The organism is Enterococcus sp. DA9, from assembly GCF_008000875.1.
Lineage (GTDB): Bacteria > Bacillota > Bacilli > Lactobacillales > Enterococcaceae > Enterococcus_B > Enterococcus_B lactis.
The window spans coordinates 2,581,230-2,594,771 of record NZ_CP042839.1; the positions used below are offsets into that span (position 1 = coordinate 2,581,230).

The 13,542-nt window shown below is 36.1% G+C and carries 9 protein-coding genes and 3 pseudogenes; 3 read left to right on the top strand and 9 right to left on the bottom strand.

Annotation, left to right across the window (positions count from 1 at the left end; translation table 11 throughout):
- Window positions 1–186 precede the first annotated feature (186 nt).
- Window positions 187–657 carry a TspO/MBR family protein gene (locus FTX43_RS13420; protein WP_002310332.1) on the top strand — a complete coding sequence of 157 codons (471 nt, stop codon included), beginning with the start codon at window positions 187–189 and terminating at the stop codon, window positions 655–657.
- 117 nt (window positions 658–774) lie between these two features.
- Here the strand turns inward: FTX43_RS13420 and FTX43_RS13425 are convergent, their stop codons facing one another.
- The 5 genes and pseudogenes from FTX43_RS13425 to FTX43_RS13455 all read right to left on the bottom strand — a co-directional run bounded on the left by FTX43_RS13425 (window position 775) and on the right by FTX43_RS13455 (window position 7,980).
- Complete coding sequence (locus FTX43_RS13425; RefSeq protein ID WP_086307380.1) at window positions 775–2,001, bottom strand: LCP family protein; 1,227 nt, start codon at window positions 1,999–2,001, stop codon at window positions 775–777.
- Between the two features lie 357 nt (window positions 2,002–2,358).
- Window positions 2,359–3,849 (bottom strand): annotated as a pseudogene (locus tag FTX43_RS15455) (Mur ligase family protein).
- A 38-nt stretch (window positions 3,850–3,887) separates the two neighbouring features.
- Window positions 3,888–4,127, bottom strand: a complete 240-nt coding sequence (locus FTX43_RS13440; protein ID WP_002316958.1) for a hypothetical protein — start codon at window positions 4,125–4,127, stop codon at window positions 3,888–3,890.
- Window positions 4,128–4,132: 5 nt separating this feature from the next.
- Window positions 4,133–5,811, bottom strand: a pseudogene (locus FTX43_RS13445) (hypothetical protein).
- Between the two features lie 108 nt (window positions 5,812–5,919).
- Window positions 5,920–7,980, bottom strand: a complete 2,061-nt coding sequence (locus FTX43_RS13455; RefSeq protein WP_147607120.1) for an adhesive domain-containing protein — start codon at window positions 7,978–7,980, stop codon at window positions 5,920–5,922.
- Window positions 7,981–8,516: 536 nt separating this feature from the next.
- On the opposite strand from FTX43_RS13455, the gene FTX43_RS13465 reads away from it, so the two are divergent.
- Window positions 8,517–9,965: a helix-turn-helix domain-containing protein gene (locus FTX43_RS13465; protein ID WP_002341255.1), complete on the top strand. Its 1,449-nt coding sequence runs from the start codon at window positions 8,517–8,519 to the stop codon at window positions 9,963–9,965.
- Between the two features lie 49 nt (window positions 9,966–10,014).
- Here the strand turns inward: FTX43_RS13465 and FTX43_RS13470 are convergent, their stop codons facing one another.
- The 4 genes and pseudogenes from FTX43_RS13470 to FTX43_RS13485 all read right to left on the bottom strand — a co-directional run bounded on the left by FTX43_RS13470 (window position 10,015) and on the right by FTX43_RS13485 (window position 12,458).
- On the bottom strand, window positions 10,015–10,215 hold the full coding sequence (locus FTX43_RS13470; RefSeq protein WP_002292860.1) for a cold-shock protein: 201 nt from the start codon (window positions 10,213–10,215) through the stop codon (window positions 10,015–10,017).
- Between the two features lie 133 nt (window positions 10,216–10,348).
- The gene (locus tag FTX43_RS13475) at window positions 10,349–10,957 is read right to left on the bottom strand and encodes a superoxide dismutase (RefSeq protein ID WP_002310320.1); all 609 of its coding nucleotides are present in this window, start codon (window positions 10,955–10,957) and stop codon (window positions 10,349–10,351) included.
- Window positions 10,958–11,041: 84 nt separating this feature from the next.
- Window positions 11,042–11,512 carry a GtrA family protein gene (locus FTX43_RS13480; protein WP_002310319.1) on the bottom strand — a complete coding sequence of 157 codons (471 nt, stop codon included), beginning with the start codon at window positions 11,510–11,512 and terminating at the stop codon, window positions 11,042–11,044.
- Between the two features lie 47 nt (window positions 11,513–11,559).
- Window positions 11,560–12,458, bottom strand: a pseudogene (locus FTX43_RS13485) (cation diffusion facilitator family transporter).
- A gap of 160 nt (window positions 12,459–12,618) precedes the next feature.
- Here FTX43_RS13485 and FTX43_RS13490 point away from each other — a divergent pair.
- Window positions 12,619–13,422 (top strand): DUF1189 domain-containing protein, encoded by an 804-nt coding sequence (locus FTX43_RS13490; RefSeq protein ID WP_002310317.1) that lies wholly within the window; start codon window positions 12,619–12,621, stop codon window positions 13,420–13,422.
- Window positions 13,423–13,542: the final 120 nt, after the last annotated feature.

Genomic DNA, 13,542 nt, shown 5'->3' on the forward strand with positions numbered 1-13,542 from the left:
AAATAACGAATTGTAAAAAACATGAGAATTATTTAATACGATCTTTTTCAAATTCATGATTCATATAAACAAATTTTTAACTTTTTTAAATAACAATATTTCTCCATTATTCTTACTTCACAAACTAAATACAGGTATTGTTGTGATTCTTCATGTAAAATATTATTATAGAAAGGAGTTAATAGAATGAAGATGATAAAAGATATTCGTTTTTGGGTTTGTGTTATAGGAATTGTCATATTAGGCTTTTTATCAGGATTGCTTAGCGGAAATCCTGGAGAATATTACTATTCTTTACAACTTCCGCCATTTGCACCACCTAGTTGGATATTTGGACCAATGTGGACCTTATTGTATATTTTGATGGGTATTTCTCTTTATTTGTTGCTTAATCACAACAACAAAAAACAGCGAAACAACCTTGTAGGTCTTTTTGTGATTCAGTTCATTTTTAATTTCATATGGACTGCTCTATTTTTTAATTTAAGAAATATCTTCGTTGCAGCAATCGATATTACACTTTTGGTTATTTTCTTGTCAGTGCTTATGTATCAATTATGGCTACATCATCGCCTAGTCATGTGGCTCATGATTCCTTATTATTTATGGGTACTATTCGCAACTTTACTGAATTATTCGATTTATTTTTTAAACTAAGTGCTAAAAACTGAAAACTTATTAAAAAGTATATTTAACACATAGAAAGAGTGCCACCTAAGTTAGATTGTTTTGTCTAATTTAGGTGGCACTCTTTATTAACCAAACTATTTTTTTCTAGTACCCACTTGTTGTTCCATACTCATTATTCTGGTCATAACCATAACCATTTTGTTCCTGTCCAGCATAAGGATCATAACTTTGAGTATCTTGACTTGGTGTATAGTACTGACTTGTATCTTCTGTTTGCTGATAATAGGTATTCGGATCTTGGTACTGATCATAGGTGTTTTCTGAATAGGAAGAATAATCAGTGTATCCTTCACTATTCGACCCATCACCGGTTGTCGAATCGGCATCTTCCGAATCATCAAAGAACATCATTGAAGCATTCTCATTTTTCAAATTAGGTAATGTGTCGCTGGTTTTGATATTTAATTGTTTCTTCAGTTCATTTTGAATCGAAAGAAGATCGTTTTGTCCTAAAATCTGATAGTAGATATCATTGATCATTTGACCTTCACCTTGCAACTGGTCTTGTTTAATCGTTTCGAACGCCGGCGTGTAATTCGTTGCTACATCAAGCATGTCATCCCAATTCAAGTCCGTTGTCACATTGTTTTCGACTGCTTTTAAAATTTTTCTATAATTGCTTACGCCATCTAAACTTAAAACTTTATTGACGATTTTCGTCACTACTTCCCGCTGACGACGTTGTCGCCCGATATCTCCTTCTGGATCTTCGTGTCGCATTCGGGAATAGGCTAATCCTTTTTCTCCATCCAATGTTTGTTCACCTACTGGTACATGGACACCATCCAACGTAAAGTCGATTTTATTATTCACTTTGATGCCGCCGACCGCATTGATCAAATCTTCCATACCGTCCAAATTGATGGTTACATAATGATCAATAGGAATATCAAGCAGTTGTTCAATTGAATCCATGGCCATTTCAACGCCACCAAATGCATAGGCGTGATTTAATTTATCTACCGTTCCATACCCTACGATATTCGTATAAATATCTCGGTCCAAACTGATAATCGTTGATTTTTTTTGTTTCGGATTAACTGTTACTACCATCATCGTATCAGAACGCCCTTGTTCTGTTCTTCCTAATCCACCGGTATCTAAACCTAATAGCAAAACCGAAAACGGTTCTTTGTCATCAATGCTTACTTTCTCAGAACGTTTGGAAGATATTCGATTAGAGTTTTTAGATATTTTGTTTACTGTTTGGCTCGCTTCTCCCATAAATCTGATACCGTATGCTGATAATCCGGCTATCAGCAAAACGAGTATACCTAATAAGGTTAATAGAACTTTTTGCCATTGCTTCATAGTACACCTCTGTCTCACATTTTCTAAAATATTGTCTCATACAACTGTTCAATCAGCAAATTCACTTTTTAATCATAAGAAAACTTTAAAAAATAATTCTTGTATAATAACCATTCTTTTAAAAATTTTCTCAAAATTCTTAACTATCATACCACACCACGAAAAAGTTCGAAAGCCCGAATATACGCAGTTTACAACCATTTTATCTTTTTTTATGCATTTTTTTCTAGAAAAATTGAACAACCAGGTAGTTCACAAAAATAGGAGTGTGACATCGACCTGCCACACTCCTTTCCCGTCATTTTAACGATTCCTCTCCACTCTGTTCAGACTCACATGGCGTTTCCCTAATACCTTCTATAAAGTCTGACTTTTCATATTATGCTTGTTTCCGATCTGATGCACATATTTACCGATTTCATGAAAATCACTTCCAGTAACTGATCCTTTTGCTAAAACTAAACTGTCTTCTATTAGTTTTGTTTCCAGATCATTGCATAATTCCTGAAGTGAATCGAACCATTGAAGCCGATTATCTGTTTTCTGTCCTTCTTCAAAAAGCAATTTAAAATGTTCCCCATAACCATAAATATGCGTGGCAACCGATTGGTTTAACTCCTCTTGTACAAAGCGGTGGATTTGCTTTGCTGAATCGCCTAAATCAGCGATTTGTCCAAGTATCAAGACTTTATTTCCTTTATAAAATGGTTGTATCCCATCAAAGTAATTGATTGCATTTTTCATGGAAGGCAATGAAGCGTTATGCGTATCATCAATAAAGGTGAAGTCTGTCCCTGTTTCTGATGTATAAATCGTACGTTCCAATATTTTAGGTAGTGGTTTGAATGTCTCAAATTTTTTTATATATGGAGAAATATCTTTTTTCAGTTCTTTTGCTACAATCAACGCAGCCAATGAATTAGCGATCATCCCTTCTGAAGAAACTGCAAGTTTCAATAAAATATCTTCTCCGAAAAAAGAAACTAGGACTTCGCAATATTCTCTTTTTTGTGAGATTTATTTCACAAAAACATCTCTTGAAGCATCATGTAATGAATAGACCACTATTTTGCTGGTTCTTTTCTCAGCAGCGCTTACTAAAATTGAAAATTCTTCTTTTCCTATATCTCCATTGATGATGGCGATTCCATCTTGTTTCAGGCCTTCGAAAATTTTTGCTTTATGCACTGCTACTCCTTTTGTATCTTTTAAAGAACTAAGATGTGCTTCTCCAATTGAAGTCACAATAGCAATATCTGGTTGTATCAAATTAGACATCGAGCCTGTATCATATGAATTCAAAGCATTGACAGAAACTTCAAGATTCAAGACATCAGGATTAGAAAGTAATTTACTCATGTATAAAGGAACAGCAAACCGAACGTTGTGGTTTCCCCTGTTTTCCAAAACTTTCTCTTCTTGAAGCAAATGAGTGATCATCATTCGCGTAGAAGTCTTCCCTGCTGACCCGGTAATCGCAACAACCGGATTTACAAAACAGGAACGCAATTTCGCGGATAATTCCAATAAAAATTTCCAACTATCTTCTACGATGAACTGTGGTGTCGTCACTGACGGATCCATGATTGGTTTTTCAGTAACAATCACCCCAAACCAATTTTCTTTTCCGATGATTTGTTCATTTCCATCTCGCCATTTCACGACCTTTCGATTGACGTAACTCCTTCTTTCTGGCGAAACACAAACAAACATCGTATCAGAATAATCCATGTTTCGTTTTAAGTGGCCTGAGAAATATTCAACATCTTGGATATTTCTATCTAAATCTCTATATTTCTTTAAATAATGGCCATCCATATCAACTAATAATGAATGTATCGAAGTCATAACTCTCCTCCTGTTTTTCTTGTTTTTTTCTAGACGCCTTACCACCTGCCTCTTCTTGGCCTTGCCTGGTTTACATATCTGGAGGCATTCGGTTCGATCCTTTTCGGAGAATCATCTTGATCCACTTCCCAAGGATACAACCCTTCTTCATTTTTCTTATATTGACTTAAATCTGATTCTTTCAGATTATTTTTTTGATCATTTTTCCGACGTATTTTAAGACCTAAATAGAAAACACCAAATGCAGCTAATGTAACAAAGCGAATGAATCCAACCATTCTTCTCACTCCTTCTTTTGATCATACATTCGATAGTTAATCAATCCTGATAAAAAGTGCTCTGCATCATCGATCCTCATACGAAAACGATCATGACGTGCAAAAAAGCCATATTTTATTGTTTCTGGTTCTTTGAAGAATTGAGCAAATTCAGGGAACATGACCCCAGTAGTAATCTCATGTCTCACCCTTTTTTTCATTACTGTATTTATTCTTTCTTTTACCTTATAGAAGTCAGTTTCTTCAGCAAAAATCGTTTTTCTCCACGTGCTGAACTCCAATTTTCTCATCATTTTTGAAGCAGCGACAAGCAATTCCAGCATCGTAGGATAAGCAGTATCTCTTTTATCAATAAAGTCGATATTATCTAACGCATTTTTTATACCGAAGCGATAATATTCTTCTGTCTGGCTATGTTTCAGCATTTCATTGGTCGCATAACTTAACCAATGATCATGATATTTTTGATAGTCGTTCGCTACGAACTGGTCCATCAAACCTTGACATATAGCAAAAACTTCTTTATTGCCTAAAATCTCATATGCTCGAAGCAAAGAGAATAAAATTTCACCATCATAATAAATGATCCGAAATTTTTCTTTCGTTTCTAGTTGTGCATTAAGTACATGAATCGTTCGATGCTCATTTGTTAAAAATTTAGCGGAAACAGTTTCTATCAGACGATTTAGGATTGGAACGTATTGTTCATCACCTGTTTGTTCGATGTATTTTGAAAAAGCTAAGATTGCTGTAGCCTGTGCTCCTAGCTTATATTCGATCTCTGTGTTTAAATAATCCTTGATTAAAAAATAACCGTCAGTCTCCGAAGTCAGATTTTCAATCCCCCAATCTAAACCCTTTTCAACCTCTGAGAGCATTTTTTCATCCGAAAAGTATTCTGCTGCTTCGGCTAGCGCATATAAAGACGAAAAGTGTCTCACGGAATTGTAACCTTTAAGCAGTTGATTATAACAAGGATAATATCCGTAAATAAATTTTCCTGTAGCAGTTAGCTGGTTTTGTAGATATATACTTCCTTTTTCGATCACTAGATCTGTTATTTCTGATAAATTTTCATATGAAACTTCCCGTAAGCAATTTCCATTACCGTAATCTTGCAAAGGATAAATATGACCGCCTTCAAAATAAAAAGATTTTGTTTTAAAGTAATAGAACGCAGAACGCTCCAAGTAGCTGAGATCTGTCTCTTCACGACCATACTTGCGTTTCACATAACTGCGGTAATTTTGAGCGTCGATTCTTAAATCAGGAAGATTCTTCCCAACTTTATGTGTTTTACTAGGTTTGATGATCGCATTTGCTACCAGTTCTTCTTTTAAGAAACTTCTTTTTCTTAGCCCATCAATTCTTACATTGAAATCAATGTAATTATTTCTTCTGATTTTTTTAAGTGCTGTATAAACTGCTCATAGTTGTTTTTTTCTTCTTCAATAACAATATCAATTCTTAAATAAGTCGCCTGATCCAGCTTATTGACATGGTATGCTGTCAAAAAATTCCGCCAAATCGTATCAAAATTACTGCCGTAGAATTCAAAGATCTTTCCTCTATTCGTAAAATCTCCTGTAGAGACGATCATCAATTGTTTTGATATATTTGTTTCAATTGTTTCTATCATTTCTTTGATTGCTGGCAAATAGCTTTCTTTTGTCTTAACTAGCACTCAATCACCTCATATTAAAAAGAAGTTGCGGCAAACAAAATCTGAACATCCGTTTTTATCAAAAAATCATAGATACGGAACTGCTTGCCGCAACGGCTTCTTTCTTAATTATTTATTGTTATCTGTTTTTTTATTTTTTTTGATTTTCCAAATTCCTAAACCAGATAGTGTAGACAGAGCTGCTCCTAACCAAGAAAGTGAACTATGAAATGTCTCAGCAGTTTTTGGCAAGGATTTCGGTGTAGAGCCACCTGTAGTACTTGGTTTTGGAGTATTTGAATGACCATGTCTTATTGGCATCTGCACTGAATCTTGATCATGAGAATGCATGTCTCCCATTGGATGATTAGCATCCGCGTCGGCATCGGCATCGGCATCAGCGTCCGCATCGGCATCAGCGTCGGCATCGGCGTCCGCATCGGCATCGGCATCAGCGTCAGAATCCGCATCGGCATCAGCGTCCGCATCGGCATCTGCATCAGCATCGGCATCAGCATCAGCATCAGCGTCGGCATCGGCATCGGCATCGGCGTCCGCATCGGCATCAGCGTCGGCATCGGCATCGGCATCAGCGTCCGCATCGGCATCAGCATCGGCGTCGGCGTCCGCATCGGCATCGGCATCGGCGTCCGCATCGGCATCAGCGTCGGCGTCCGCATCCGCATCGGCGTCCGCATCCGCATCAGCGTCCGCATCAGCATCAGCATCGGCATCAGCGTCCGCGTCAGCATCGGCGTCAGCATCGGCATCGGCGTCAGCATCGGCATCAGCGTCCGCATCGGCATCAGCGTCCGCATCAGCATCAGCGTCGGCATCGGCATCAGCATCTCCTTCATCATCATCTGGAATAATTGCTGCTGTTGGCGCACTTGCCACACCATTTTCATCATAAGCAATCAATTGGATCTGTTCTAAGGGCACAACATCTTCTGCCGAGACTGGAATAGCAAAATTACCATTTTCATCTGCTTGTCCCTCTGCAATCATATTTCCTTCATCATCATAAATACGAACTGTGGCATTGGGATCTGCCATCCCAGTCACCTCATAACCATCAGTAAAATTACCTGTAACTTCTACGTTATAAGGAGCAGTGACTTCTTCAGCTGCATAAAACACTGGAGAATAGCCATCAACATTCGAAGCAATAGAGATCGATAGAATGTCTGATTTAAGAATGGTACCGATAAATCCTGCTTCATAAGGAACAGTCATGTCGACACCTGCATTTGTTAAGTCTGCATAAGTAGGATCTTGGATCGTTGTCGGTATAGTAACAGTCGTTTCACCCAAAATACTTGCATCAGCAAGATTACCAAGGAAAGAAGAACCGACATTCACCAATGCCAAAGCGGTATTAAACGTAAGATTGAACGCTGGCTTGACTGTAACTGCTAAAGCAGTATTGATTGTTCCGGCCGCTGCATCTCCAAGAAGCCCTCCAGTTGAAGTTGCCTCGATTGCTTGAACTGCATTATTGATTCCGCTCAATATATTACTTAAATTTTCTCGTATCACGGTTTCCAAGGCACCGTCTAGCTCTCCGTAGATGTATTCATCCCCTTGCATTTGAAGCTGCAATTCTACTTCAGCAGAAGTCAGTGTACTTAGATTATTCAATAAAGCAAGTTGTTCATAAACTTCCGAAAGATTCACTGTAGCTAAAGGATTCAAATTAATCAAACCTTCTACTGCTCCTACCAAAGTAGTCACCGCTCCATCTACAATATTTAATAGAGGTGCTAAACTATTTCCTGGAAGCAAAATATCTGTGTAGAAAGTACCAGTTCCATTCGGAGTGACCAATCCTTGCATTTCTTCTGGAATAGCTAAGACAGCACGACGCGTTCCATTAATCACGCTAACATCAATACCACTATTCGCTGATATAACAAAATCAACATCCCGACTCGCCCCCTGAAGAAGAAATGGGGCAGCAGCTGTAGTCCCACTAGTATTCGTTGTACTTAAATTGTTAAACAGTTGCCCACTGATTACATCTGCATGTACTTGTTGAGAACCAATAGTAAATAATGGCGTAGCCATTGAGATTGGTGTGATCCCTAACATCACACCAGCTGCAATGGATGTACCGGCAAGCAAGATTTTTTTCGATCTACTTTTTGCCCGTGCCTTCTGGTTCATACTTTTTTTATAATCCTTTTTCATTTTTTCCTCCTGTCACCCTTCTATCGTTCATCCCCAAATTTTTGATCGTTATAAAAAAGAAAAGATTACAACACCCCTTAGCTATCATTTTTTAATCAAAAAGATATCTTTTTGTGCAGATTTTGTTTTCAACTTAAGTCAGAGGAAGTTTAACAACATCTCAATGATAAATCTATTATTAAGTTTTAATCTTTTTTTAAATAACTATCCAGTTTTCACGAAAATAAAGTACAAAATAATCGATTTTCTATTTTTAGTATAAAATTATGCTTTTTTTATGAGATGAATTATAATGAAATTAAGCATAAAAGAATAAAAAATATTTTTATTTTTTGAAGTAAATTTATTCACAAATAAATAAAATAACAATAAAATCAATATTTTGTTTATCAAACTAAAGGTATAGCTTTTCATATAACAAACTTTTTTTTATTATAAATTGTTTTTTCTGCATACATTTTCCGTTAAAAAATAACATTATTTTTTAATATCAAGATAACTTAAGTACTAATTATTGATTGGAGGAATTAAAATTCATGGATTTTTATTCATTATTGGAAAAGACCACACGTTTACAGATTACTATTCTTGATACCATCTATCATTCCAATAAAATTTGGTCTATCGAACAATTAGCTGAATTCACTGCTTGTGACAAACGTTCTGTACAAAATTATTGTGAACAAGTACGCACCCTCTCCATTAGCGATCAGTTCAGAAAGGAAGGACGTAATTATTTATTTTTAGGTACCAATTCGGATTTTCAAGAATTGATTCTGTCCATTTTGAAGCGCTCGCCTATTTTTCATCTGTTGAAAAATTTATGCCTTGACTCGAAAGTAACGATTGCGGAATTCTCTGAGGATAATAATATCAGTGAATCCATCCTTCGGCGGCACATTACTCGCATCAATCAGATACTAAAAAAATATCAACTGCAGATCAAAACAAAAAAAGGCGAGATGTATTTCAAAGGAAGTGAGATGCAAATTCGTTATTTGATTTATTTGATACTATGGCCATCCTATCGCAGTGTTGAATGGCCTTTTGCTTCAATAGAGTTTCATCAATTATTTTCAGAAGTGGAGGATTCTTTTGCTATCGTTCATCAAAAACCAAATAAGATAAAAATGATCGAATGGTCCTTTATACTAGCTGTTACTTATCTTCGTTCTCAACAAGGACACGTTATTCCAGCAAAAGAATTACCTGATTTTTCACTTGACCTTTGGAATGGCTTTGAAAAAATGGCTGAAGAGTTAACAACGAATTATAAACGTATGCGTTTCAGTCTGACAGATAGCATGTTCTTGTTTCTTTGGATGCAATCTCGGGCTGCTTTTTATTTGAAAGAGGACTATCTGCAAACTGCTTTGCGTATCCATACAAAAATTGCGACTCCTGTAAAACAACTGCAGACTAGTTTTTATTCTTATATTCACTCCAATCGATTCAAGTCTGCCCAAATCCATTCAAAAAAGTCGCTGTTGAACAGTACACTGCTCGCAAATGGGATGCATGGATTGCTATTTCCTCAATTTTCGATCGTCAAACATGAAATTACCTCTTTTATCGAGATGAGTTATCCGGCATTCCACCGAGAAATCAACCGATTGACGGAACAATTTAAAAACGAATCTGAGGAACTTGATTGGTTGCATTCTTGGAATTTAGCAGAAGCGTTCATGTTGATCATTTCTCCTACTTACTTTAATAAAGAAATCAAAATCAAATTTGAGAGTGACCTTCCGATTGGTTTGGAGTTAGCATATATGGAAATTCTTCAAGAACAGCTGAGTATGTATTTAAATGTTGTGTTTACTAACGACCTTTTATTCAAGCCGGAATTGATCATCCGAACAACTGATACTTCTTTAAAAACCGTTACTTATGAAGAAGATGTACCTTGCTTGACAATTAGTTATGAAATGTCTAGTGAACAAATCTATTTACTTAGTCAAGAAATCAAAAAACTTCTTGAATAGACAAAAAGACACGACTCCCTAAGAAGTCGTGTCTTTATCCAACAAATTATTATAATTTAGTCACTTCAGCAGCTTGAGGACCGCGCGCACCTTCAACAATCGTAAATTCTACTTCTTGGCCTTCTTCTAGGCTCTTGAAGCCGTCTCCTTGAATTGCTGAGAAATGAACAAATACGTCATCTCCGCCATCTACTGTAATAAACCCAAATCCTTTTTCATTGTTGAACCATTTAACTGTTCCGTGTTCCATAAATGTATAGCCTCCAAAAAAGTTCTTGCAAGTAACCTTGCAAGAACATTATACCCAATTTAGAAAACGCTCGCAAGCTTTCGCTCGTTTATTTTCCAAATTATTTTTAAGACTGATATGATGGAGAAAATAGTTATTTTGCTGCTTCGAAACGTTTATTTACTTCGTCCCAATTAATAACATTCCAGAATGCTGCAATGTAGTCTGGACGTACATTTTTATATTTCAAATAGTAAGCATGTTCCCAAACATCTAAACCTAGAATTGGTGTCTTACCTTCCATCAATGGAGAATCTTGATTTGCAGTAGAGGTAATAGCTAATTTCCCATTCTCCATTACAAGCCAAGCCCAACCAGAACCAAAACGTCCAGCTGCTGCTTTTTTGAATTCTTCTTTAAAAGAAGAAAAATCGCCAAAAGCTTCATTAATTGCTTCTTTTATTGCCCCAGTAGGCTCGCCGCCCGCATTCGGTGCCATGATTTCCCAGAAAAATGAATGGTTAGCATGTCCACCACCATTGTTGCGTACAGCTGTTTTGATATCTGTTGGAACAGCATCCATATCAGATAATAATTCTTCTACTGTTTTTTCGCCTAATTCTGGATATTTTTCGATTGCTGCATTTAAATTCGTTACGTAAGTATTGTGATGCTTGTCATGATGCAGGTGCATCGTTTCTTCATCAATGTAAGGTTCCAATGCGTCATATGCATAAGGTAAATCTGGTAATGTGTAAGTCATAAAAAAATTCCTCCTCAATGTTTTCTTTATAATGTCTACATTACAAAGAGTAACAAAGAGAAGGAAATTCTTCAATAGTTATGCCTAGTCGTCTTTTTCTCCTTGGCCTACTTCTTCTTCAAAAACCTCAGTTTCTTTGAAAATGAACAACTTGCTGAAAATGTAATTAGCTAGGATAACAATAATTTGAGTGATAATTTTTGCCACATATTCATTGCTGTTCATGACATTGATTAATAACACCATTGCTCCCATGTCCAACCCGTAAGAAAGGATGCGGTAAAAGAAGAACTTACCACATTCAATAAGTGCATGTGTAAAATTCGGTGATTTTGAATGGAATACCCAAAGTTTGTTCGTCACAAAAGCAAACAATACAGAACAAAACCATGAAATAGAATTGGATAGAGCCATACTTAAATCAAAATATTGGCGTGCGAGGGCAAAACTAACAAAGTTCACAATCGTAGCCAAACCACCAAAAAAGAGATAAACCAGTATCTCCCAATATCCCTTTGCTTCTAAATATCCTTTTATTTGTCGATACTGCTTCATGAGCCAACCTACCTTATTAGAAATTCTTATTTATCATACTCTATTTTTCAGTAACTTTCATCTTTATTTAAAAAAATTAATTTTTTTTGGTCTTTTACATGTGTCTCTGCTTGAATCGTTACATGTGTAATCCCATACTTTAATTTTAATAAAGAAGTTATACGCGGATATGCCTTTTCAATCTCGCTTAGCAGCTGATCTTCAAAATCAATATGTCCGTCGAAAATAATAATCTTTTCGCTATACTGCCAATGTGGACATGATGAACATCTTTCACCCCTTCGATTGCTTTGATTTCTTGCTCCATTTTTTCATAGTCGATCGTAGGTGCACTTTGTATCAAAATAGCCGCAGCTTTTTTAATCACTATTATTGCTTCTAACAATATATATATCGAAATGATCAATGTAATAACTGGATCAATCCAATAGATACCGAAAAATCGAATCAAAACTGCTCCGATAATCACACTTATCGAAGACAGTGTATCGCTTAACAAATGCAGATAACTAGATTTTATATTCAAATTTTCGTCTGCTTCTTGTCTCAACAATAACGTCGAAAACAAATTCGCAAGCAATCCGATAACTGCTACTATCAGCATCAAATGACTATTTATCTTTTCTGGGGAATTGAACCGTTTAAATGCTTCAACAGCTAAAAACAAAGATAATATGATCAGTATGAATGAGTTGATGAAAGCACTCAATATTTCTAAACGCTGGTAACCGTACGTATGCCTTTCATTCGCTTCTTTTTTGGCCATTTTTTGTGCTCCATAAGAAAAAATGATTGCTAATGTATCACTAAGGTTATGAAAAGCATCTGAAACAAGAGACAAACTTCCCGACGCAACCCCTCCAATAAATTCTGATAAAGTGATCACCGCATTCAGCACCACTACCCCAAATAGCTTTTTTGATGATCTCTGTGGCTGTGTATGCACGATTCATTCCTCCATTTTATTTGTATTGAATAATCTTAAATCAAGAATAACATTTTTTTGATATTTCACCAATCATTCAGATGTTTCCTTAAAGCACTTGTATTTCACTTGATACTTCGCTAGAATTGCAAGTGATGACACTACTAGATGAGGAGTACTTATGACAACAAAACAATTAATTATCAGTTCCTTTATACGATTCAAAGACCTTAAGGAGGCGAGAAACGTTCCATTTTGGAAAGCTATTGTCTATCTTCTGATTTTGAGTGTAATTATGGCTCTGCCAATCTCTTTCCAAGTTTTTCAAGTCTTAAATAACATTCAATTGGACGGACAAAAGATTGCTACCCGCATTCCTGATTTTACAGTCCAAAACGGACAGCTTCAAACAAAAGAAAAAGAAGGTTTCATTTACCAAACAAACTCCATTATCTTTACATTTGATCCAGAGGGAAAACGTACAGAACAAGACATCTCTACTGATTTGATGGGAAATTTCGTTAGTGTCGGGATGTTAAAAGACAAACTTATCATTGCTCTTCCCAATACAGGCACTACCTCTGCTTTATTGAATAATAATCAGTTAGAGCTTCCTTACACCAATGAATCTTTAAAAAATTTAACAGGTAAGCAGCTTCGATCCTTCTTAAGTGAAGCATCTATACCGATTTGGGTAAAAGCCCTGACCTTTCTATTTTCGATTTATCCTAGTTTCTTGAATCTGCTGATCACTTTACTATTTGCCAATGTCGTTGCTTTTCTCTATGCACGCTTTCGACTAACAAAAGCTACTTTCCTTGATTGCTTGAAGACATTGATTTATTCAATCTCGTTGCCGACTATCATTGCAACACTCTTGATGATCTTTCTCCCTTCTTTTGACACTAGTGCATTTATTGCTTTTGCAGGTATCTTTATTTTTGCTCAAGCTGTCAAAGGATGGTCAAAAATATCGATCAGTTAGAAATACAGACAACTTATTATTTCAACTTCAATAAACTCTTTTAGAGGTTGTGGCAGAAGCTACTTCTGGAACACCGTTTATTCGGAAAAAGAGTTGTGACACATCTTTTGTCACAACTCT